This is a genomic window from Staphylococcus caeli (genome assembly GCF_900097965.1).
Lineage (GTDB): Bacteria > Bacillota > Bacilli > Staphylococcales > Staphylococcaceae > Staphylococcus > Staphylococcus caeli.
This window is the reverse complement of sequence record NZ_FMPG01000008.1, coordinates 56922-81026: the sequence shown is the minus strand read 5'-3', so window position 1 is coordinate 81026 and position 24105 is coordinate 56922. Positions and strand designations below refer to the sequence as shown.

The window sequence follows — 24105 nt, the reverse complement described above, 5'->3', positions numbered from 1 at the left end:
GGTAGTATATGCGAATAGTGCCAGGTATTTTTATTGCATTGAAGTAAGGTAATTAAAAAATAATTATAGGAGTGTATAAGTTTATGAAAATTGTAGCATTATTTCCAGAGTATGTAGAAGGAGAAGAAAATCAAATATTAAATACTAAAAAAGCGATTGGTTTAAATTCATTTTTAGAAGAAAAAGGTCATGAGCTAGTTATCTTAACTGACGGTGAAACTGATTTAGATAAACACTTAGCAGATATGGATATCGTTATTAGCGCTCCATTCTATCCGGCTTATATGACAAGAGAACGTCTTGAAAAAGCACCTAATTTAAAATTGGCAATTACAGCAGGCGTGGGTTCTGACCATGTTGATTTAAAAGCAGCTAGTGAAAGAAATGTTGGTGTTGTAGAAGTAACAGGTAGTAATACTGTAAGCGTTGCTGAACATGCAGTGATGGATTTATTAATCTTATTACGTAACTATGAAGAAGGTCACCGTCAATCTGTTGAAGGTGAATGGAATCTGTCTAAAGTGGGAAATCATGCACACGAATTACAAAATAAAACAATTGGTATCTTTGGTTTTGGTAGAATTGGTCAATTAGTTGCTGAGCGTTTAGCACCATTTAACATTAAGATTCAACATTATGACCCAATAAATCAAAAAGACAATGAAAATTCAAAATTTGTTAATTTTGACGAACTTGTGTCTACAAGTGATGCCATTACCATTCATGCACCACTTACACCAGATACAGATAATTTATTTGATTATGACGTATTAAGTCGTATGAAAGTTGGAAGTTATTTAGTTAATACTGCACGTGGTAAAATAGTAAACACAAATGATTTAGTAGAACTTCTAAATGCCAAACATATCCAGGGATATGCCGGAGACGTATGGTATCCACAACCAGCACCAGCAGATCATCCATGGAGAACAATGCCTAGAAATGCTATGACAGTTCACTATTCAGGCATGACTTTAGAAGCACAACAACGTATTGAAGAAGGTACAAAAGATATTTTAAACCGTTTCTTTAATAATGAACCATTCCAAGATAAAGATGTGATCGTTGACGGAGGTCAAATCACAAGCGCAAGTTATAAATCAAAATAATTCATTTGAAACTCTAACTGCAACCCCTCGCTGTTAATAAATGATATATTAGAGAAACATTGCCTCACGGATAAACAATGTTTCTCTAATTTTATATATTTTGCTATAAAATTTGCCCTTTCAAAATTGTAGTAAAGTTAAAATTCAACAAAAACTAGGCTACCTATCCCATGTAGAATTCAAGAAATTAGCAGCCTAGAAAAAAGTGTTTTTATTAAGTTCCCATTTTAAGGTTTCAGTGCCTAATTTTTATAGCAATATCACTAATAAGGGGAAGCTTATCATAAATGATGCGGTTTTTTAGCGCCTTTCTAGAGGTAATTTGAACGTATCAAAACGTATGAGGTTTGTGAGAATTGCTGTTATGTTTTTGTGAAGCGTATCATAAATGATGCGGTTTTTATAAGGTTCTTCTTATTGGTGAAATTGTTAAAAAAACAAAATGCAATGAATTGACAAATTAAAATCGCTTTAAGTCGTATTCTCAAAGAATCTATAAATCACTCGTATGTACACAGCCCCTTACTATCAGTTAAAGTGTCACTTTTCGGTTCTAATATTTATTATTCATAAGATATGCAATATATGATACAATTCATTCAAATGTATATTTGAATGAGGTGCTCTATGGTTCAGACTATTATAACTGCGGCAATACTTTATATTGCAACTGCGGTAGATTTATTAGTGATTTTATTAATATTTTTTGCTAGAGCAAAGACTAGAAAAGAATATAGGGATATTTATATAGGTCAATATTTAGGATCGATTATCCTCATATTAGTCAGTTTATTTTTAGCTTTTGTGTTAAATTATGTTCCAGAGAAATGGATATTAGGTTTATTAGGTTTGATCCCCATCTACTTAGGTATAAAAGTTGCTATTTATGATGATTGTGAAGGTGAAAAAAGAGCAAAAAAAGAATTAAACGAAAAAGGTTTGTCCAAATTAGTAGGGACTGTTTCTTTAGTGACAATTGCAAGTTGTGGTGCAGATAATATTGGTTTATTTGTCCCTTATTTTGTAACATTGGATATTGTTGAATTACTGACTACCTTAATTGTATTTTTAGTTTTAATTTTCTTTTTAGTATTCACAGCACAAAAACTAGCTAGAATTCCTGGTGTGGGTGAAATTGTTGAGAAGTTCAGTCGTTGGATTATGGCTGTTATCTACATAGCATTGGGCTTATTTATTATTATTGAAAATGAAACCATACAAACAATATTAGGATTTATATTATAAATTAAGGTGTGACTTAATATGAGTAACAATAAAATTTGTGACGTCATTTGTGTTCATGAGGAAAAAGTGAATTATGCTTTAAGATTTTTAAAAGAAGAAAAAACTCAACGGCTTATCAATACATTATTAAAGATAAGTGATGAGAATAAGCTGAAAATTATATTAGCTCTAATTAAAGAGAAAGAATTATGTGTTTGTGACTTATCTATAACATTAGGTTTGAGTATAGCTTCAACATCACATCATTTGAGAGCCCTGTATAAAAGAGACGTGCTGAATTTTTACAAGGATGGGAAAATGGCATACTATTATATCAAAGATATAGAAATGAAATCATTATTAATAAAATGTATGACTTAAATATAAAGAAACGCTCACATTAAACGAGCGTTTCTTTGAATTCTTGTATTCTTTTTCCAATTTCATCTCTAACACGTTGAAATTCTGGCCATTCTTTTCCTGCTGGATCATCAAAGCCCCAGTGTTCTTTTTTAACATTAGGTGGTAATATAGGGCAATTATCGTCTGCATCACTACATAATGTTACGACCAAATCTGACTGTTCTAAGATATCACTATCAATCAAATCTGATGTATGGTTTGAGATATCAATATCCACTTCTTTCATAGCTTCAATTGCTTTAGGATTTACTCCATGCGTTTCAATACCTGCAGAATAGACATTCCAATCTTCACCCAATATTTCCCTTCCCCAACCTTCAGCCATTTGGCTACGACAAGAGTTTCCTGTGCATATAAAATAAATTGTTTTCTTATCCATAATTAAAGCCTCTTTTCTTAAAATATGATTAGTGTAAGGTATAAACCTAAGAGTGTTACAAATAGGACTGGAATAGTAATGATAATTCCAGTTTTAAAGTATGTTCCCCATGAAATCTTCACACCTTTTTGTGTTAAGACATGTAGCCACAATAATGTTGCTAAAGAACCAATTGGCGTAATTTTAGGTCCTAAATCAGAACCTATGACATTCGCATAAACCATACCTTCTTTTAATATTCCTGTAACACTGGATTGACCAATCGCTATTGCATCTATTAAAACAGTTGGCATGTTGTTCATAATGGATGAAAGGAATGCAGCTATAAAGCCCATGCCCATGATACTACTAAATAAGCCGTAATTTGAAATATTTGTTAGTACATCACCAAGAAGCGTTGTGATGCCCACATTTTTTAGACCAAATACCACAAGATACATACCAATAGAGAATACAACAATATTCCATGGTGCGCCTTTAATTACTTGTTTTGTATGAACTGCTTTAGATTTACGAGCTAATATTACAAAGATAAGAGCAATGATACCAGCAATGATTGATACAGGTATTTGTATAAACTCACTAACAAGATATCCCACAAGTAGTATTGCTAATACAATCCATGAAAGCTTAAATAATTTAGGATCTTTGATTACATTTTTAGGGTCTGAAAGATTTTCTGTATTGAACGTTTTAGGTATAGATTTTCTGAAATATAACCATAAAACGAGAATACTAGCAATCAGAGAGAATATGTTGGGAATAATCATGCGACTGAAATATTCAATAAATCCAATATCGAAGTAATCTGCAGAAACGATATTAACTAAGTTACTTACGATTAAAGGTAGTGATGTAGTATCAGCAATAAAACCACTAGCAATAATAAAAGGAAAAATCACTTTTTTATTAAAACCTAGATTTCTTACCATTGCTAATACAATAGGAGTTAAGATTAAAGCTGCACCATCATTTGCGAAAAATGCTGCTACAATTGCCCCTAATATCATGATAAAAACAAACATTTTTAAGCCATTACCGTTTGAAGCCTTGACCATATGTATCGCAGACCATTCAAAAAATCCAATCTCATCTAATATTAATGAAATAAGAATAACAGCTACAAATGTTAAGGTAGCATTCCAAACAATACCTGTTACTTCTAATACATCGGAAAAACTTACGACTCCCGTAATGATAGCAACAACAGCTCCAATTAAAGCTGTAATACCAATATCTAAACCTTTCGGTTGCCATATTACAAAGATTAAAGTTAAAAGAAAAATTACAATTGCTAAAATGGTCATCCACAATCACCTGATTTCACATTTTTACATACACATCTTTGGTTAGATGTATTAATGATGTTTAAGTTTTGGATAATATCATCTAAAATAGCATGATTAAGTTGATACCAATGTTTGTTGCCGTCTTTTCGTGTTGTAACTAATTCGTTATCTACTAATGACTTCATATGATGACTTAGTGTAGGTTGTGAGAATTGAAAGTGTTCTAATAAGTCACAAGCGCATAGCTCACCACAAGAAAGTAAATCTAATATTTCTAACCTGCTTAAATCTGATAAAACTTTTAATATTGCTGATAATTCTTTATAAGACATAAATATACCTCCTATTCATTACATAGATTAACATCTATATAGTATTGTGTCTATGTAGTTTTTTGACTAATTTTAGTATTAGATTAGAATGCGTCGTAATAACTAGTTTTATTATCTTGCAAAAGTTGAAATAATAATTTATATTTAATACATCAAAAAAAGTTGATATATCATTTTAGTATTTTATAAAGGAGTTCGATTTTATGAGAATAAATCATACAGGTATATTATCTGTTGATTATTTTGTTAGTTACTTAAATCTAATTATGATATCAAGAGAAGTTTCTTTAAAAGAAGCTATATCATATATGAAAAAGGAGTTTTTTAAAGGAGAACCTGACATGTATGGTAAAATAACAGAAACTCATTTTAATCAAGCAATACTAGAACTCAAACAAAAATAGAAATATCTGTATATAAGAGAGGTGATTATTTAATGGAAATTATTAAGTCCAGTCCTAATAGAACTGAGGAAGAACAATTAGACTTTTATGAACAGATGTTTAATGCGCTAGCTGATAAAATCAGACTTAAAATTCTACATTCAATACGTCAAAGCGATTCAAAATCTTTATGTGTTTGTGATCTAGAAGAATTATTAGCGTTAAAACAATCTAAACTTTCCTATCATTTAAAAAAATTAGTAGATGCAAATATTCTTATTGCTGAAAAGCATGGCACATGGAATTATTATAAAATTAATGAGCAACAAATACAGGTGGTTTTAAATGAAGATACTTGCTGTAAGATACTTTAAGTATCTTCTTTATAACATAGAATTAATCAAATTTTTTTGATTAATACATCAAGAAAAGTTGATTAAATGAATTCGGAGGCGTTATACTAATGATAGATTCAATTATGGAATTCATAAAAACATTTCTGATGTTAATTTTTGAATTATTATTACTATTTATAGTAGTGAGTTTTATAGTAAGTCTGATTCAACAAGTTGTTTCAGAAGAAAAAATTAAAAAGCTTTTGAGCAAACCTAATAAAGCTGTCAATTACATATTAGGTATGGTGTTTGGTGCTGTTACACCATTTTGTTCTTGTTCAACTATTCCAATACTTGCAGGTCTATTAAATTCCAAAGTTCCTTTTGGTCCGGCTATGAGTTTTTTGATTGCTTCACCATTAATGAACCCATTAATGATATTTATGTTATGGGCTTTATTAGGATGGAAAGTAGCCATTGTTTATTTTGTAGTACTAGCAATTTTCAGTATTTTAACAGGTTTAGTATTTTCAAAAATGAATTTAGCTGAAAGTTATAAAGGGGTCAATGTTAAAGGTGATGGCTTTTTTGCTAATAAAACAGGATCTCGTTTTAAACAAGCATTAAACGATGCGTGGGCATTTTTATACCCAATGTTACCTTATCTATTTATTGGTGTATTTATTGGTGCCTTTATATATGGATTCATACCTGAAGAATTTATAACTAAGTATGCAAGTGGTGATGGTTTTATATCGGTGTTTATTGCTTCTGTTATCGGTATCCCTATGTATATCAGACCAGAAACAATGTTACCTATAGCCGAAGCATTAGTATCAAAAGGTATGTCGCTAGGAACAGTAGTTGCATTAATAATTGGTGGTGCTGGCGCAAGTATTCCAGAGGTCGTATTGCTATCTAAGTTATTCAAGAAAAAATTTGTAGTATCATTCGTTATTGCAATTTTAGTTGTAGCCATTGCTACAGGTTTGATTGTGAATATCATTATTTAAAGGAGGTGAAATAATGGGTATTAAAGACGCATTAAAAAAAATAAAACCTCAAGAACAGTCATGTTGTTCGGTAGAAATTGAGGAAAAGAACGAAAAAAAAGAAAAAGATGAAAAAGAGCAAGAAGATAATAACAATTGCTGTAACAAGTAATATAAGGGCCTGGAATTTATATCCAGGCCCTTATATTAATCTATTTTGCTACGCTTTTCTATATTTATTCTACAATAATTAAAAAAGGACATATTTTGAAATCAATGTGTCTTTGAAAATGGTTACCTCTATATTATGCTTTGATTTCTACAGGTTCACTAAAGTGATTTTCTATAATTCTTGTTATTTCTTTACCTAGTGGTCCTTTTATTGTGAAAGTTCTTTTGAAATAAGAACCTAAAATACCTAGACCTGCTGCTGCACCGACACCTTTTCCAATGCCTTTGCCTATCGTTTTTATGATGTTACTCATGATTATCATTCCTTTCATTATAATTAATATTATTTGTAAAACATTGTCTGCTTGGTTTACTTTTGAACTTGTTGTTTTAAATATGTTAATTGTAGTAAAAGTAATTCATCAATCACTTGTTCTCTTAAATCAGGGGGTGAAATGATACGTATATTGGATTGATATATAAAACGGAGTTGAATAGCTTCGACTCTTGTCATCTTGAAAGTGACAATAAGATAATGTGCATCATATTTTTCTATTACATGAATTTGATAAAATCGATGCATTTTTGACCACACATCTTTACCGATTTAAAACGTGATATAGGTTTGTAACTTTGATTTTTCTTGTATATCCACGGATTTTTCAGACAAACTCAGATTCATTTGATTAATATCATCTATATAAATTTCATTCATTGCGCGAACAACTAATGATGCTGGCAAAATACCTGTTTGATTTTTATCAATTTCAAAGCGGTCAAGATATTTTAGTAATGTAGTTCGATGACCTGAATGATGTTTGATGATTAATAATTTAAGATATTGATAAAAGTAATGACTTAATTTGGGTGTCGTCAGGTATAAAGCAGTCAAAATATCATACATAAAATGCATATTTTCATGCTTATCTTGTTCGAGCTTATAACTTTCTGATTTATAATCGTACGTGATTGCTTTAGGTGTACTGATCCACGATTTACTTTCATATAAGAAGTTTCTGGTATCGTCGATATCTCTTTGTATCGTCCTAGGACTCGTATTGAGTTCTAATGTAAGTGATTGTTTGTTGACGGATTTATTCTGTAGTAAACGATGGTATATTGTTAATATTCGAAATGCACGATCCAATATGTCACCTCCTTTAAGTTATACATTACAAAATAGGTTTGTCACAATAAGTCAATCCTCCGTATATTTAATAAAAGTTGTGAAAAATATTTTTTAGATAAATACATTGATATAAAGAGATTTTATAAATATTGATAAGTGAAGAAATAGCGGTAATGACAAAATACGGCTATACCTCTACTTTTAAATTATGTTTTCTAATGGAATAGGCGTTACTATTTGAGAAAATAACATGGTCATAAAATAAAATGCCCATCATTTCACTGATGAGCATTAATCGTTCGGTCACATTGATATCTTCAGGAGAGGGTGTTACATCTCCACTTGGATGGTTATGTCCTAGCATAATACTGTTGGCGTTACTGAGCATCGCTGTTTTGAATATTTCTCTGGGGTGAATCACTGTTTGGTTAATAGAACCTATCGATAGTGTTTGAATATGTGTAGTTTCGTTTTTACTATTCATACATATAAGTATGAGATGTTCTCGATCACTGTTTCCAATGAATGAACGCATAATTTCTGTCGCATCCCCAGGGTTTGAAATACGATTTTTTAGATAATTTAATGTATCTGTTTTTATCATTTGTAGTGAAACAATATTGATTTCTTTCATCGTTTACCTCCATATATGGGTTATGCTTTCAAAGTCCATTTCTGTCTTGCTTTTGGATTAAGGGGGTGCATAATTTCATTGGTTACTGGGTTCATGAGTTGTTTCACTTTCGTCTTATGTGGTTTCAACATTTCTAATACTTCATTGACACGTGCTTCAACAACGGGCTTTTTAGCGTAAGCACCCCAGGCTAATATTACTTCATCCGATTCTTTCACTGCCTTCATAATTTGAATATCGGTATGATTATCATAGGCGTTTTCTAGATGTTTGAGATTGAGGGGTGTTGTAATATTGGAATATAGATTCACAAAATTGATTGAGCCAAATGCATCCATTTCTGAAACTTTGTTCATAATGAGCTGAGTTGTTAAGTCTATACGAAGAAGGCCCATAAAATTTGGATACATTGTAATGATTGTAAGTGTTTGTTTTTCACTGTCCCATGTTTTCTTAAGTAGATAGCGATGTTGTTGGTCATCACTGAATATGGCTTCAGTTTCTAATGTATTTTTTATTGTTTTCATGTAATATTCACTCCTCTAGTATTCTTCTGGTAATAACATGACGTAATAAGAAAGGTCTACATCATCTTCTCGGATAATGTAGACCTTATTGATATCGATAGACTGTTTGACATTTGCCTTATGCGTTTTGACATACTCAGGACGTTCTTGTTTGTGTTTGATATATAGTTGGTTATTGTGCATATTGAATTGGAATATATGAAAATAATCCAATGATTCCTTGCCTTTTGATTGTGTTTGTTCTCGTCGTGCTACAAGTTGCCATAATTGTTTTTGTAAGATGATAGGTAAGCTATTGGCAATACCACGAGTGATATATCTATTCATAAGAGATCTCCTTTCGTTCTGATTCTTTCATCCATGTAATGATTTCGCTTAGGATAGTGATTGCTAATTGTGTTAGTTTGATATATTTATGCATATTATTGTCCTCCTGTTAGTAAGTATCGTTGATCTAAAAGGGGCATGATAGTGTTGTGTAGATATAAGAAATCCATATCATGGTTTTCATCAATATAGCCAATGGCTATGAGCTGTTTCTGATAGTAGAGAATGAAAGGGTAGATATTACTTTCGTGAAGTGTATCAGAGTAGTAGGTGTAGGTTTGAAGTATTTTATTACTGAGTGGCCCAAGCCTTACATATTGGTCAGGTAAGATATGATCAGCGATTTCCTCGATAGATTCACATTCCCACTTTTCATCTTTTGGCAGTTTGAATAAGTTGGTTATATAGTGCTTGAGTTGTTGTTCCAATGTCATTGTTATGACCTCCTAATGTGTTTGATGGATGTATGCATGTGATACATCATTTTGATAATATAAGTTTTAAATACCATTTGTTTCGCCTAGAAATCCCACTGAAATACAGAAAAGATCCCAATAGAAAGTCGTCACAATTGTTGATATAACAAGGAAATCCCGTTATCCCGCTCATTTCTCGGGAAATATAGCTATATATTTATATATCATTTGGATTTGGTGGTGTTATTACGACTTATTTTTCTTTTTATATTATTTATTTATAAATAATAACGGGATTTTGGGATTACGCTTGCGTAATCCTTCTCCTACATGAAGTTAGCCAATCCCGTTACTATCCCACTTATATTTTGTTTTGGGATGTTCTTTCGTCATATCAATATAAGCTTCACATTGAGTTATGACTTGTTAGTATGTTGAAAAGATTCGTTAGATGGGTGTTATTGAATGACGAAAGGACAGTACATAGATATTAAATTTGAAAGTAGAGTGTTTGAGGCAAAAATAAAGACGAAGTGCTGAGGAGCACTTCGTCTAGATTATTATTATTGAAAAGTTGTTTAATAATTTCATTATTAAGTTTTAGTGTAACGTAGAATTGCTTTTTATGATTCTCATCTTTACGAATGTCAATACGGTCAATAACCGTTAGGTACAAAGCTTTGAGCTGTGATTTATCCATGGATTCTATATTTTGAAATATTCGTTGTAATAAAGCAACGATTTGTTTAGTATCATAAGATGGTTTCTCTTGATTTTGTTGCTGCTTGAGTTGATTCATTTGGTTTGTGATATCATTCAGTTGTGTTTCATATTGATGAATGGTTGGTTTGAGTGCAGATGTTAAGTCTGGATTGTCTTCGATGGTTTGAATTAGATTTTTAAGTTTAGTGTTAATTTCATCAAATTGTTGTTGTTTATAAGCAATATCATGGTTAAGTGCAACTACATCGACTTGATTCTCTTGATTGACACGTTCGACAACTTGTTTGAGAACTTTATCACTTTTGACAATTTCAAGTATTTGGTCCATAACATATTTTTCAATGACATCGGCTCTAACACTATTCGCAGAACATACCTTTGAGCCTTTATTTCGAAAATTACTACACGAATAGTAGCGGATGCGTTTCTTTGTCCCATCTTTGAGTGTATTAGTAGTATTACTCGCGGCCATAGGTGCTCCGCATTGGGGACAATGAACGATACCTGTTAATAGATTAGTTCCTTTACCGTGAACTTGGGGTTTTTGACTGACTTGCTTTTTACGTGCTTGCACTTTATCCCATAATGCTTGGCTAATAATAGGGGCGTGCTTACCCTCAGCTATGATCGGTTTATCATTCAGTCCTTTACGACGTTTTTCATTCCAATCTTTGTACTTCGCAAATTGAATTTTACCCATATAGAAAGGATTGGATAGAATATAAGTAATAGAACTTATACTGAAAGGCTTCCCTTTTTTAGTGACATAGCCTTTATGATTTAGTGTATTGGCAATTTTACGATAGCCATGCCCTTTGGCATAAGATTCGAAAATATATTTTACAATATTAGCTTCATGTTGATTAATCATCAATTCGTGTTTACTGTCGGGTATTTTGTCATAGCCTAGCGGTAAATTTCCTTGATAATAGCCTTCTTGGGCACGTCTGGTTTGGCCCATGAATACGTTCTCGACAATGTTATTACGTTCGAATTCTGAGAAACTCGCAAGTATTTGTAACATGAGTTTACCAGAAGAAGTATTGACTTCCATACGTTCAGACAAACTGAAAAATTCGACATTTTGCTTATGCAAATCTTCGACAATTTTGAGTAAGTCTGATGTATTACGTGCCAGTCGGTTTGTTTTGTACACCATGACACAATCGATATGACCTTCATTCGCATCCTTCAACATACGTTGGAGCTCAGGACGGTTCATAGATTTTCCTGAGATACCACGATCAGCGTAAATATCTGTGACTTCAAAATGGTGAAATTGACAGTAGTCTCTAATCTGATTGATTTGGCCATTAATACTATAACCTTCTGTATTTTGGATTTCAGTCGATACACGGACATAGATACCGACACGTTTTTGTTTGAGTTGTTGCATGATTTTTTCATCCTTTCTTGTTAGACATTCAATGATTGCGAGGTTTGGTTCACAATGTTCAATGGTTCATTTTTGAAATAGATCCCAACAAGGGTTTTGTTTTTAGTAATGCGAATTTCATCAATATAGGGATGCAGCATGTTTAACGTGAAATTTTTCTGTATAACCTTTTGTAGTGATGCTTTTATCCGAATATCACTTATTGCTTGTATAGGTTTATGCTGCAGGTTTATCGATTGAGATTGTTCTCTGAATGTTTCTACATCAATTGTTCCTTGTGCTAATTTTTCAATGAGCTTTTCATGAGTTAATGTGTTATTAGTATTATGCATTTTTTGTTTTTTGAGCTGTTTCTCAATAGCATGTTTGATTTTCGAATAGAGCTGTTGGTCTCGAAAGAATTTTTGGCAAGATTCTAAGACCTGTTTTTCTAGGTTTTCAGCGTTTATGCCTTTAAAGTCACATATGAAACGTGATGCATTCATGTTTTTAGGACAGACATAATAACGTAATGAATGATTGGTTTTTTTAATGGTCATGTTGGTGAGGTTTGAACCACAACAAGGACATTTTATTTTTTGTTTCAGCTGATTCTCTGAAGGTATACAGTGAAGTTGCTTCTTAATACGGATTGCTTGAGCATTTTTATACATTGCTTTACTGATAATAGATGGGAACATATTATCAAAAGTACCGTATTTGTTATTCACACGTCCACAGTAATTAGGGTTCATAATAATGTTACGTACTTGATAGGGTTTTCGGTTGATTAGCTTAGTATCTTCTTCTAGGTATTGCGCAATTTTCTTATAACCATAGCCTTGTAGGTAGTAATGGAATATTGCCTTCACCGTTGGTGCTTCATCTTGATTAATTGTGAATGTACCATTGCGATAGGTATAACCAAATGGTGCATGTGTTGTAATCAGTTTACCTTGTTTCGCTTTTTCTTTGATTCCATTTTTGACTTGTTCGCCTATATTATCAGATTCTAGCTCGGCCAAGCTGATGAAAATATTGAGTTTGAGCCGATCGAACGCTTTATCCATATCAAAATAGCCATCATGAACGCTTAAGATATGAACATGGTATTTTTGACACAATTTCATGAGTTTTAATGCATTTTTCAAATTACGATGAAGTCGATTTAGACGATAGCAACATAATACGTCACATTGTCCCTGTTGAATCAGTTCAGTAATTTGTTGATAACCATTCCGCTTATCAGTACGTCCTGATTGTTTATCGCTATAAAAGGTAATGTGTTGAATATTATGTTTTTCGGCTAATGCCTTGATGGTTTGTTTTTGTGCTGCTAAGGATTGTTGCTTTGTAGTGCTCTGTCGTAAGTAACCCATTGCTTGTTTCATCGTGTTTCCTCCTTTCGAAGTGATAATATATATTTATGAACGAATTTATAGATGAGCCCAACACCTGCCTGGTGTTGGGCGTTATTATTAGTCATCAGCATGATTAATTTCTTCAATCACTAAATCAGTGAGTAATGTGATTAATTCGTCCATATGGTTCAACCTCCAAATATCAAATTATATTGAATTGATAACATGTTGCATTGTTATTCGTTCACTCCGTGTACTTGGAACAATATGTTCAGTTATCTCTTTTTCATTTATGAATTCAGGGTACAAGTGATAAAATTTTAGTAGCTTCTGTTCCGTTTCAGTTAATACATATTGTTGCATATGGTAATATCTGTCGATATAATTAACGACAATAGGTTTTTGATGATCATCGACTTCTACTGAATCAATTGTGTAATTTAATAAGTTGACGTTTATTTTCATTTTTATGCCTCCGATTAATTTAATGAGCTACAACGCATAGCGCGTTGTAGCGATATTCATATTTAGAGTTCTAAATCGCCCTTTTCTTCCCATTCTCTACCGTCTTTAACAAATTTGTTGAGTAATTCCTTATTTGTTGTATTATTATCAAATTGCGGTGGTGTGTATGGTTCAGAATTTGAGCTTAAACCGAGAACAGGTGCAAACTCACTAGGCAATACAAGATGGTAGAACAAGATCGTTTTTGTTTTGCCTTGAGTATCTTTGACATTACGTTTGATAGCTATCCGATCGGAATCCATCTGGATATATCCTTCTGCTCTTAAACTATCTATTACATTTTTTACATCTTGGTATTGGTTTTCTTCTAACATATGTTTAAAAACATCTTTAAGCATCTTGACTTGAATGTGATCGTCTTTCAGCTCAATAAGGCCATAATTTTCAGTCATTATGGAGAGTTTTTCATTTTCCGCAAACTTACTACGATTGCGTGCCACGAACTGAACTACACTATCAATCGCCTTGGCTCCCAAACTGCGCTCACTTACGGAATCTACATGATAACTAACTAGATATTCTCTAACTGCATCCAAATCGATAGGAGTTGCGATTACACGTTCTAATATTCGTGCTGAAGTCGTAATGGTGGCATAGCGCTTGAACATACGTATACCTACATTGTTTGTTTCATTGTTAAGCTGTGCTTTGAACCAATCGTGTTCTTTATAAAACCACTTGATTACTTCAGATTCACGATTTAGAAGGTATTCAGCTACTAACGGCATTACGTGTCCATAGTTTTTTGATGTTCCTTTTTTAATGGCGTCTGCATTGTCAGCGCTTGTTGTAAAGACATCAGAAATTTCTATGCATCTTGCTCTCAAACCATCATTTGCACTAGCATCTTTGAATATTGTGTGTTCTGCTGTACTAATCACACTAGATCCAAAGTGGTGAGGATTTTTTACATTTCCTTCTCGATTAGCACGTAGACGACCTTGCCCCTCTGCTAGGGAATAAAGTAAACCATTTGTATCTTTAAAGGTAGCTGCTGATAATTCATCTAAGGCAATAGGAACACCAAAGTTGTTACTTAAGTATCCTTCAATTGCATTACGGGTGCCGTTCCAACCTCTGAATAATGTTTGGTCACCTTTAGATGGATTCCCTGCTATTGAAACTGCTAATGCCGCTGCAGTCGATTTACCCGTACTAGAGTTCCCCATAAATGAAAATATCGTGCCAAAATATTCGACTTCATGCTTTGTTTTTAAGAACGCAGTCACTAATGAAGAAACACCAAATATCACAGCAAGCTCCAGTAACAAGTTTCCTTTTACTTCATCAAGATACATTTGCCACCAGCCTTCAAATGTACCTTTAGGTTGTAAGTCATACTTTGTTTCACAAATGATTTCATCAGCCTGAGACTGCTCGATGTCTTTTGAAAGATATGGTTCATCTAATGAAATGACAGTACCTTCATCAGTACTTAAGACACCTACACCTGTATACAATGTAGAAATGGGCAGTGATTGACGCATTAATTGTAGTGCATTACCTAGCGATTTAATGTACTTTTCATTGATGCTGAACCCAAACATAACCAGTCTAGGTAACTTTTGTGTCGTTAGAATATCTGACGTTTCAATACGTTCAATATTTTTGCCATCCGTGATAGTCAATTTCTCAACCCCTGTAGTAGGGTCGAGAAATTTGTTTTCTATGATGATTGGACTAGATAAACGAATTATCTTATCTTCGTCATTTTTGTTTTTTGCTCGAATAAGTTCATACCATGCAGTTGAATCTAACCAGTATGGATATTGCTCGAAGATGTTGTTAGCCATTAGCGTTTACCTCCTGTATTAAAAATTCGTATTTTTTGATACAGGATGGGAGATGTGTTAGGAACTCTCTTGATAGGAGCGTCGCACCCTTTTCTTTCCCACGCCCCAAACATGCGACCTACTTCTCTAATTTCATTAGTAGTATAGTTGAAAGTGCCAACCTGATTTACTAAGTCATTAAAGATGAACGTCTCTCCGCTGTATTTTTGTTTCGCAGCTTTCTTTGATGCTTCATACAATTGTATTACCCGAATAGGTTTATACTTCATAAGTAATTACCGCCTTTATAATTTTTTCTGAATCATAAAGATTCATTACGTGTATTACATCACACAAAAATAAACCTAACTGTCTAACCAAGAATGATTGGTTAGACAGTTAGGTTGAATAAAGATTGGTATTAAAGAGATTGAGTTGTAGTAATTATTTTTTGAAATATTTTTGTCTCAAGTTTAGATTATCAATTACATTCATAGAATTAATTAGAGATAGATGAGTTTCACTAGAAATTTTAAAGTCATAAATGAATAAGTTTAAGTCGTACTTATTTGATTTACTATGAGTTAGGTCATTTTTAGTATGGAGAGGTGTTATTGTGTTACTCCATTTTTCTGTCGTTTTTATAATTTGATTACTCAAATTAAGGATTTCTATAGGGGTATTTGTATGAAAAAAATTCATGTACTTGCAAATATGAGTGTAAACATCTGATAAAGTAATAATCAAAGTTTCCATAAATGGTAACTGATCCATATAAAATAATTTATGTATAAATAAATTTGATACATTTATAATTTCATTATCGATGATATGAAACGATGAAAAATCACCTTCATCATCTTCATTTCCTAATATGTCATCTGTGAACACAATGTGTAAGTGATTTTCAGTTAATTCATCTATGTCTTTATGTAGTTGTTGAAAATCAGCATTGAATTTTAATTTTTGTTCTTCAAAATCTTGGAGTTCTGAATAATTAACTTCTTGCTTTTTTAATATATTTAATTCTTGCTTGTTAAATAGTAAAGCAAAATAGCTATTGTTGCCAGATGCATTTTTGTGTTTAGCATGTGTATTACTGTCTATGTATAAATACCTAAAATAGAAAATTGACAAAATTGTTAGCAAATCGCTTAAAGAATATCTACCACGACGCTTATCTTTTGATAATTTTCCAATAAAAGTGTCCAGTTTTTTATTCAATTCAACTTCTTCATTATCACTTATATGTTTAAACTTTGAAAAAAGTGTTTGAATAACTGATGAAACAACTTGTTCTTTTGTGAAATACCTTTGGAATGTATCATCCTTTTTGTCACATAATTTCTTACTAATTTGTGTACTAAAATCAGCTATATTATTTAAATTTTCCCATTCTTGATGAGAGTAAGAAGATGAAAAAGGTTTTGGATCGTCATCGCTTTTACGTTCGAGACCATTTTTAATTGTAAAAGCAATGTTAAGCATATTATCCAGTGATGTGATATCCGAATTATTTTCATCATAAAATCTAAAAGGTATATCAATTTTATAACCAAAAGTAGCATTTACTGTAGTTCTTTTAAAAGTAGCGTCGTCAAGAGTTATAGAGTTATCATTATGTAATTTTAATAGTACATGTTCTTTTAGTTTACCTTTAGATGTGAACAAATAAGCGGAAATTGCATTTTTATATTCTTCAAATTGATCATCTAAGTTTGAGGCATCAATGAAATTTGTTAAAGCTTCATAAAATCCTTCGTTGAATCCGCGTATAAAAGTATCTACACCATCTTCAATACCTAACAAATCAATTAAATTTGGTAAAATATTTTTGATATGAAGCTTATTATTTTGAAATTGGTAACGTGTGTAATTGGATTCATTATCGAATTCGATTTCAATAGTTGATGAACTTTCAATATCTTCTAGTGTTACGTTTATTTGATTGATTATATCCTGTATGAATTCAGAGTTATAATTTGAAACTAGTTTTAGTGACATATATAGTCATTCCTTTATTATCATTTACTTCTATTTAAATATAAGCTAAGATAGTTATACAAATAAAGAGAACGTACGTTCTTGTTAAAGGGGTGTTTTATGTCAGTATTAGAAACAAAATTAAAAAATGAGATGTCTAAATCTACAAAACTTTCAAGTAAAATGAGTAAATTGACCGGTGATATAAGAAGCTTGAACGAAAAATTGACAGATTAAGTAAAAAAAGAAATCCTACTAAAAGTAATATTAATGAACTAACAAGAAATCGTAAGAAGATTGTTGAAAAGCAAACAGAGTTGTCAAAATTATATGAAGAATACAGTAAAATTAATGAGACTCGAGCTAAATTAGATAAAGAACGCAGTAAACAACAAGATAAATTAGAGAAAACAATAAATAATTCAAGAAATGATAACCACAATATAATGACTCAACTTCTCTCAAATTCTGAACAGGTTAATGCATTGTCAGAACAAGTAAAGCAATCTGCAAAACAAAAAGAACTAATTGAATACGATGTTTTTCTGTCACATTCAAATTTAGACAAAGAAGAATATGTGTCTGAATTAAGTAATAAATTGACTGATAAAGGGTTGAAAGTATTTGAAGATGAAAAATTTTATGCTACAGTTCGCACTTATAAAGCATCATTTGTAAAGTAGTTTTTTTAAATTTCAAGTTGAGTGAACGTTATGAAATAAAATGAGACTTTTAGCCATTTTTTTAATTAATTGAACTTACGTTTCTATGGATATCTCATTTATTACAGTTAAGCTAAAATAAACATGAAGGTTAATATGTTGTAAAATTGAATTTTAACTTATCTCATAATATTAATGCTTTATATAGCAACATTTAACATTATTTTTGTTATAAGTATAGTAAGTGTTTTTATTGTATTACCATTATTTGGAGGGGAGCTCAGTAGATCAAAAATGTGTTTTTGTCCACGTTCTGGGTCTTTACCATAAAGACTTTTGTATGATTTAATAATCATTTTGTTGCAGTTTTGTTACAAAATTGTAAAAAAGCAGAAAAATCATAAAATTAGTTGTCAAACTATGTTATTTTATAAGTATAAGATTATTCACAATATAGAACTGGTAAAGTGGAATGTATTGGGGGTAATTTTAATTAAAAAAGGGGGGGTGTTTCTTATGGAAAGTACTTTTTTAGAAAAAGATGTAGAAGAACAAGTAACGTGGTTCGAAGAAGTATCAGATCAAGAATTTGATGATGATGTTTTTGGAGCTTGTAGTACAAATACATTTTCTTTGAGTGACTATTGGGGTAATAACGGGAATTGGTGTACTGCTAGCCATGAATGTATGTCTTGGTGTAAATAATTTATTTAAAAGGTGGTATTTTTATGAAAAACAGGTGGTATTTTTATGAAAAACGAACTAGGTAAATTTTTAGAATCAGAAGAAAATGAATTAGAATTAGGTAAATTTTTAGAATCGGATATGTTAGAAATTACTGATGATGAAGTATATGCAGCTGCAACACCTACAGCTTTACTTGCTGGAGCAGCAGGTGGCGTAGTAACTTATGTTTCTAACCAAACATGTCCAACAACTGCTTGTACACGTGCTTGCTAGGAAAGGAGATAGTTCATAATGGTTTTATTCTACAAGAAGGAAGTATACCCAGAACTGAATAAATCGGATTTTAAAGAACACATTTTACCATTATATGATTTTATTAAAGAACTTTCTGAACCTTTTTCAGGATTTATATTAGAAGATAGTGACTTAATTGAAAGGGAAGAATTGTACCCTTACCATAATTCTTGTAGAACAATTGCTGAAGGTATCTGGAGATATACTTGGGACACTAAGTTAAATAAATATATATCAAATCCTAGCGAATTTAAAGAAGCGACTTGTGAATTATATTCGCAAGTCGCTTTTTCTTATTTGATAAGAAGTTTTGCTAAAGATATAAAATTATTTAAATTAAGTGATGATTGTAATACAGATTATGAAATTTATACAACATTTCTGATAAAAAATAAATTTCAAGAATTTTCACAAAAATATCATGTGATATGGGAAAGATGCTTAAACTTATTGATTAACAGAGCAAAATCTATAGTTGAAACTATTAAACTAATAAATCAAAATCGTGACAAAATTGAAAAGACATTTGATATCCCTATTAGTAATAAAATAGTATCAATTAATTCAAGCGGTGATACGCACAATAAAGGATCTTCTGTTTCAGTAGTGAATTTTGAGGAAGAATTAAGGCTTATTTATAAACCTAGATCTATTTCAGGAGAAGCAGGATATTCAAAATTAATAGAAAAGTTGAACCATTTAGTCAGTTCTAAGTTTTCAGCTTTAAAGGTTTTAGATTTAGGAAGATTTGGTTTTACTTCTTATATCGAAAAAAATGAAATGAACAAAAATATGAAAGAAGCTGGTAAAATAGCTGCCTTAATGTATTTTTTGAATAGTTCTGATATGCATTACAGTAATATTTACTGGACTAATGATGGACCCATTCCTATTGATTTAGAAACTTTATTTCACCCTAAAAGAATAGCTAACAGTAATTTAGAAAATTTTAATAATGCTTATTATAAAATTGAAAAGTCTGTATATGGAACTGGAGTTCTTCCTATACATTTAATTAAAAAATCGAGTGATATTTCCGTAGATGTAGGTTTTACTGGAGTAAGAGACGAAAACAGTAACTCGCCCTTTAAAACTTTTAAAATTGAAGATGGTTTTACTTCAAATATAAAAGTAGTTTGGCAAAAACAAAATGAGATAGATAATTCTTTGTATAATGATAAAAATTATGAAAAATTTATATATAGCAATTGTAATGAGTTAATTGAAGGTTTTACGGAACTATATATGACTATCTTGAATAATAAAAATTATTTTATAAACTGTGTTTTAGAATCGTTTGAGAATTCTAAACTAAGGTACATACATAATATGACGTATAGGTATGAACAAATTTTAAGAATACTTACAGATTCTGAACCATCAAAAAATTTAGATATAGCTCATATGTTACTTTCACGTATAGGAATTCTAAGTATGACAAGTAATAAAAACATTGTCTTATCAGAGTGTAAACAGCTTTGGAATGGAGACATCCCTTATTTTTCTATAAGCTTTGATCAAAATACGGTCGAATCAGAAAATAAATTTATCAATTGGTTACCTAAATCTCCTAAAGAAGAATTTATAATAAAAATGAATTCAATTTCTTTAGAAGACTTAAACAGACAAATAGAGATAATAAAATTAGCATTTGTTGCTAAATTAGCAGATCCTCATAGAGATGAAAAAATTTTAGAAAGTGAAATTAATGATAATTTTTGTATAGATAAAAAAACTATAGAGAATTCTATCTCATATTTTACGAATTCATTAACTCAAAGAATAATGAATGATCGTTATAATCATTTACCTAAAACGTGGATAGGCCCTGTTTCTCAATACGGTAAAGGTTGGACTCCAGGGGTTTTGGGTTATGATTTATATAGTGGTAGAACAGGACCATTTCTAGCTTTATTATTAGCTGGAAAACTATTAAAAAAACAAAATTTAATAGATATTGCTTATGAGTTTTTTGATAAAGTGACTAAAATTTTTGAGGAGAAAACATATGATTTAAGAAATGTACTTATTTCTGGTACAGGAGCTTTTTCGGGAATGCCAGGTATTATCTGGTCCCTTTATACTGCCGGAAAAATTACTGGAAATTCTAAATGGCAAAGCACTGCTTTAAAAGCTTTTACTTTAATTGATGAAGAAATAACAAAAGAAAAGAAAGTTGATTTTTTTGATATGATTTCAGGTAACAGTGGAGCAATTGTTATGAGATATAAGATTCAAGAAAATTACTCCTTAACTGAAAAATTTATAAAAGAAAAGGTTAAAGAAGCTTATAAGATTATAAATAGTAAGGAGGGCTTATCGTCTGGATTAGCTCATGGAATAAGCCAAATTATGTACTTTTTTGCAATTATTTATAAAAAGCAAAAATTAGTATATGTAAAAGATTTAATAGAAAATATTCATAAAATTATTAAATCAAGTTTTACTAATGAGCAAAATTTAATTGAAATATATATGTCACAAGAGAAGAATAATGTTTCATCTTCCTGGTGTAATGGCTTAGCAGGACTACTAGTTGCTTATTATGAAGGATACAAAGTTGGAATTCTTTCAAAAGATGAAGTTATAGATATAATTAAACAAATTGAAAGTATACCTCTATCTGTAGTGCCAATACTTTGTCATGGTAGCTTGGGCATTTATGATTCTTTGAAATATGTAAGTAAAGATTTTGACGAAGAAACACATTATTTACTAATGAAATTACAAAAAACTACTTGTAGCCCAACATATATAGTAAATTACTTCAAAGAGGGTAAAGGTAGATATACACTTAGCCCAGGACTAATGACAGGTCAAACTGGAGCTCTATTCCATTTATGTAAATTACTGGATGTTGAAATTAATGTATCTCCCCTAACTTTTGAGGTGTAATATGGTTAAATTAAATATATTTAATAGAAAAAAAGTTCCATCGTCTTTACAAATTGCCCAAACAGAATGCGGGTTGTGTTGTGTGAAGAGTATATTGAATTATTATGATTTTGGTATTTCTTTGCCAGAATTAAGAAAAATTAAAGAGCCGGGAAGAGATGGTTTAGGATCAAAACAAATTAAAGATTTGTTGGAATATTACAATTTCGAAGTGAAGAACTTTAAGATTAAAGATAATAAAGCTTTTGATATATTAAGGTTTCCGTTAATAGCTTTTTGGAAAGGCTATCATTATGTTGTGTTAGAGTCTTATAATGACAAAAATGTAGTTATTATGGATCCTGCAGTGGGAAGAATAAAAATAAGCACTTCAGAATTTAATGATAATTTTGATAGATATGTGATTTTATGTATTCCAAATGATAATTTTCAAAAGCGTAATATTTCAACTGTATCTAAATTTAAAAAACCATATATTTGGCCAAGTAATATGATAAGTATATATGTAAAATTAGCTCTTTTGAGCTTGATAGCAATCACTATTACATTATCAATACCTATAGCCACTCAAAAATTAATAGATTTTAGTTTACAAAATCAAAAGTCTTTAATCTTTATCATTATTATTATTATTATTTCGATGCTAATAGCAATATTATTATCATTTTTGAGAAATTTGTATTCGATACAAATGATTTTAAAATTTAATTGGTTTTTAATGAATGGGGCGTTTAAGCGTCTATTATACTTACCAGCAAAGTACTTCAGTGTCCGCTCTCCAGGAGAGGTTACATATAGAATTAATGCATTAACTCGTATTCAAGACATTATAGGACCTACATTGGTACGTTCTATCTTGGATCTTTTTAGTAGTTTTACGTTATTAGGATACGTTTTTTTTGTTAATCCCCTCATTGGAGTATTAATTTTTATCTTTTTGTTATGGAATTTTATTTTTTTAGCTATTATGCAAAAGCATATTAATTTTTCAAAAGACAGAGAGTTACATGAAGGAAGTAGTGCTCAAAGTATCCAATTAGATGCCCTAGTATCTATAAATAGTGTTAAATTAGGCGGATATATGGATCGTTATATAGACGATTGGGCTAACAAGTATAAAAGTTTACTTAAAGCTATGAAAAAAAGAATGAAATTACAAGACGGTTTGGTTGGTTCAGTATTGAATGGTTTTCAAACTTTTGCCCCACTATTAATTTTATCTATCAATATATATTTATCACAAATAGGCTATATGACTCTAGGGCAAGCCATTGCAGTACAGTCTGTTGTTTCTATGCTGTTTACATATACTAATTCTATATTTACTACTATTTCTGAAGCTTTGATGGCAACCAAATATATTGAATTATCAGAAGACATTTTTGAATACCCCGAAGAGAATCATACTAATAGCATACTTCAAATGAAATCAGGTGACCTAGAAATTAAGAATTTGAACTTTAGTTACACTCCAGAAAGCCCTTTAGCGATAAAATCTATTAATTTAAGTGTAAAAGAAGGTGAAACTATAGCTTTAGTAGGTATGTCGGGGTCAGGAAAAACTACGTTAGGAAAACTTATTAGTACTCTTTTTGAACCTTCTAGTGGCGTGGTTTTATATGGTGGTGTCGAGAAAGAAAAATATAATATTGACAACTTAAGGTCACATATTAGTTATATACCACAAGAAGCACATCTTCATAATAGAACTATTTTAGAAAATTTAAAGCTAGGTTGTAATTACAATGAACATGAAATAATCAAACGTTGCCAATCTATGCCATTTTTAGACTTTATTAATAGCTTACCTATGGGTTATAACACAGTAGTTTCTGAAATGGGAGCAAATCTGTCAGGGGGACAAAGACAAAGAATACATATAGCAAAAGTCCTACTTCAATCTCCCAAATTATTAATTATGGATGAAGCGACTTCTTCACTTGATAATGTCTCTCAGTCATATGTTTATGATGAATTATCAAATTTGCAATGTACCAAAATCGTAATTGCTCATCGATTTGCTACTGTATTTAATGCAGATAAAATAGTTGTTATGAATCAAGGGGAAATTGATGAAGTTGGCTCACATAATGAATTATTAAATAAAGATGGATTATATAAAAAATTATTTAATGCTGAATTTAAAAAGGAGTATTGA

The 24105-nt window shown here is 31.0% G+C and carries 27 protein-coding genes; 12 read left to right on the top strand and 15 right to left on the bottom strand.

All coding sequences use genetic code 11. From position 1 onward, the window contains the following. Nucleotides 1-83 precede the first annotated feature (83 nt). From BJS11_RS09155 to BJS11_RS09145, 3 genes are all read left to right on the top strand, one after another. On the top strand, nt 84-1109 hold the full coding sequence (locus BJS11_RS09155) for an NAD-dependent formate dehydrogenase (protein WP_069995834.1): 1026 nt from the start codon (nt 84-86) through the stop codon (nt 1107-1109). Nucleotides 1110-1736: 627 nt separating this feature from the next. Continuing rightward, nucleotides 1737-2354: a CadD family cadmium resistance transporter gene (locus BJS11_RS09150; RefSeq protein ID WP_046308857.1), complete on the top strand. Its 618-nt coding sequence runs from the start codon at nt 1737-1739 to the stop codon at nt 2352-2354. A gap of 18 nt (nt 2355-2372) precedes the next feature. Then, nucleotides 2373-2714 carry an ArsR/SmtB family transcription factor gene (locus BJS11_RS09145; RefSeq protein ID WP_025907459.1) on the top strand — a complete coding sequence of 114 codons (342 nt, stop codon included), beginning with the start codon at nt 2373-2375 and terminating at the stop codon, nt 2712-2714. A gap of 19 nt (nt 2715-2733) precedes the next feature. On the opposite strand, the gene arsC is transcribed toward BJS11_RS09145, so the two are convergent. From arsC to arsR, 3 genes are read right to left on the bottom strand one after another with little or no spacing between them, the layout of a single operon-like run. Then, entirely contained in the window at nt 2734-3135 is a 402-nt protein-coding gene (arsC, locus tag BJS11_RS09140) for an arsenate reductase (thioredoxin) (protein WP_044291550.1), read from the bottom strand. A 17-nt stretch (nt 3136-3152) separates the two neighbouring features. After that, nucleotides 3153-4442, bottom strand: a complete 1290-nt coding sequence (gene arsB, locus BJS11_RS09135; protein WP_069995835.1) for an arsenite efflux transporter membrane subunit ArsB — start codon at nt 4440-4442, stop codon at nt 3153-3155. Continuing rightward, nucleotides 4439-4756, bottom strand: coding sequence for an As(III)-sensing metalloregulatory transcriptional repressor ArsR (gene arsR, locus BJS11_RS09130; protein ID WP_069995836.1), 318 nt, complete (start codon nt 4754-4756; stop codon nt 4439-4441). Before arsR ends, arsB begins: the two co-directional genes overlap by 4 nt. Before the next feature lie 203 nt (nt 4757-4959). Here arsR and BJS11_RS09125 point away from each other — a divergent pair, with 203 nt between their 5' ends. From BJS11_RS09125 to BJS11_RS13605, 4 genes are all read left to right on the top strand, one after another. Then, nucleotides 4960-5160, top strand: a complete 201-nt coding sequence (locus BJS11_RS09125) for a hypothetical protein (protein WP_069995837.1) — start codon at nt 4960-4962, stop codon at nt 5158-5160. 32 nt (nt 5161-5192) lie between these two features. Further along, on the top strand, nt 5193-5513 hold the full coding sequence (locus BJS11_RS09120; protein ID WP_040030671.1) for an ArsR/SmtB family transcription factor: 321 nt from the start codon (nt 5193-5195) through the stop codon (nt 5511-5513). 89 nt (nt 5514-5602) lie between these two features. After that, entirely contained in the window at nt 5603-6487 is an 885-nt protein-coding gene (locus BJS11_RS09115) for a permease (protein ID WP_069995838.1), read from the top strand. A 13-nt stretch (nt 6488-6500) separates the two neighbouring features. Then, entirely contained in the window at nt 6501-6638 is a 138-nt protein-coding gene (locus BJS11_RS13605; RefSeq protein ID WP_107529391.1) for a hypothetical protein, read from the top strand. Nucleotides 6639-6771: 133 nt separating this feature from the next. On the opposite strand, the gene BJS11_RS09110 is transcribed toward BJS11_RS13605, so the two are convergent. From BJS11_RS09110 to BJS11_RS09055, 12 genes are all read right to left on the bottom strand, one after another. Next, nucleotides 6772-6951, bottom strand: coding sequence for a hypothetical protein (locus BJS11_RS09110; RefSeq protein WP_065865875.1), 180 nt, complete (start codon nt 6949-6951; stop codon nt 6772-6774). A gap of 56 nt (nt 6952-7007) precedes the next feature. Further along, complete coding sequence (locus tag BJS11_RS13940; RefSeq protein WP_229347794.1) at nt 7008-7220, bottom strand: hypothetical protein; 213 nt, start codon at nt 7218-7220, stop codon at nt 7008-7010. Between the two features lie 24 nt (nt 7221-7244). Beyond that, entirely contained in the window at nt 7245-7784 is a 540-nt protein-coding gene (locus tag BJS11_RS09105) for an HTH domain-containing protein (protein WP_229347799.1), read from the bottom strand. A 169-nt stretch (nt 7785-7953) separates the two neighbouring features. Next, nucleotides 7954-8400, bottom strand: coding sequence for a JAB domain-containing protein (locus BJS11_RS09100; RefSeq protein WP_069995839.1), 447 nt, complete (start codon nt 8398-8400; stop codon nt 7954-7956). A 20-nt stretch (nt 8401-8420) separates the two neighbouring features. Next, on the bottom strand, nt 8421-8927 hold the full coding sequence (locus BJS11_RS09095; protein ID WP_069995840.1) for a DUF1643 domain-containing protein: 507 nt from the start codon (nt 8925-8927) through the stop codon (nt 8421-8423). 15 nt (nt 8928-8942) lie between these two features. Further along, entirely contained in the window at nt 8943-9254 is a 312-nt protein-coding gene (locus tag BJS11_RS09090; RefSeq protein WP_031912426.1) for a DUF960 family protein, read from the bottom strand. Nucleotides 9255-9349: 95 nt separating this feature from the next. Continuing rightward, nucleotides 9350-9688 (bottom strand): SAUGI family uracil-DNA glycosylase inhibitor, encoded by a 339-nt coding sequence (locus BJS11_RS09085; protein WP_069995843.1) that lies wholly within the window; start codon nt 9686-9688, stop codon nt 9350-9352. A 472-nt stretch (nt 9689-10160) separates the two neighbouring features. Beyond that, nucleotides 10161-11789 (bottom strand): cassette chromosome recombinase CcrB, encoded by a 1629-nt coding sequence (gene ccrB, locus BJS11_RS09080; RefSeq protein ID WP_069995848.1) that lies wholly within the window; start codon nt 11787-11789, stop codon nt 10161-10163. Between the two features lie 20 nt (nt 11790-11809). After that, nucleotides 11810-13159, bottom strand: coding sequence for a cassette chromosome recombinase CcrA (ccrA, locus tag BJS11_RS09075; protein WP_069995849.1), 1350 nt, complete (start codon nt 13157-13159; stop codon nt 11810-11812). A 177-nt stretch (nt 13160-13336) separates the two neighbouring features. Beyond that, a complete protein-coding gene (locus BJS11_RS09070; RefSeq protein WP_069995850.1) occupies nt 13337-13594 on the bottom strand; it encodes a hypothetical protein in 258 nt (85 codons plus the stop codon). Nucleotides 13595-13656: 62 nt separating this feature from the next. After that, nucleotides 13657-15447: a cassette chromosome replicative helicase gene (gene cch1, locus BJS11_RS09065; protein ID WP_069995851.1), complete on the bottom strand. Its 1791-nt coding sequence runs from the start codon at nt 15445-15447 to the stop codon at nt 13657-13659. Nucleotides 15448-15870: 423 nt separating this feature from the next. Further along, complete coding sequence (locus tag BJS11_RS09055; RefSeq protein WP_069995853.1) at nt 15871-17430, bottom strand: hypothetical protein; 1560 nt, start codon at nt 17428-17430, stop codon at nt 15871-15873. A 296-nt stretch (nt 17431-17726) separates the two neighbouring features. On the opposite strand from BJS11_RS09055, the gene BJS11_RS09050 reads away from it, so the two are divergent. From BJS11_RS09050 to BJS11_RS09030, 5 genes are all read left to right on the top strand, one after another. Then, nucleotides 17727-18092 (top strand): toll/interleukin-1 receptor domain-containing protein, encoded by a 366-nt coding sequence (locus BJS11_RS09050; protein WP_069995860.1) that lies wholly within the window; start codon nt 17727-17729, stop codon nt 18090-18092. 495 nt (nt 18093-18587) lie between these two features. Further along, on the top strand, nt 18588-18776 hold the full coding sequence (locus BJS11_RS09045) for a plantaricin C family lantibiotic (RefSeq protein WP_069995861.1): 189 nt from the start codon (nt 18588-18590) through the stop codon (nt 18774-18776). Between the two features lie 45 nt (nt 18777-18821). Further along, complete coding sequence (locus BJS11_RS09040) at nt 18822-19031, top strand: class II lanthipeptide, LchA2/BrtA2 family (RefSeq protein ID WP_069995862.1); 210 nt, start codon at nt 18822-18824, stop codon at nt 19029-19031. A gap of 18 nt (nt 19032-19049) precedes the next feature. Further along, a complete protein-coding gene (gene lanM, locus BJS11_RS09035; protein WP_069995866.1) occupies nt 19050-21947 on the top strand; it encodes a type 2 lanthipeptide synthetase LanM in 2898 nt (965 codons plus the stop codon). A 1-nt stretch (nt 21948) separates the two neighbouring features. Continuing rightward, entirely contained in the window at nt 21949-24105 is a 2157-nt protein-coding gene (locus BJS11_RS09030) for a peptidase domain-containing ABC transporter (protein ID WP_069995867.1), read from the top strand.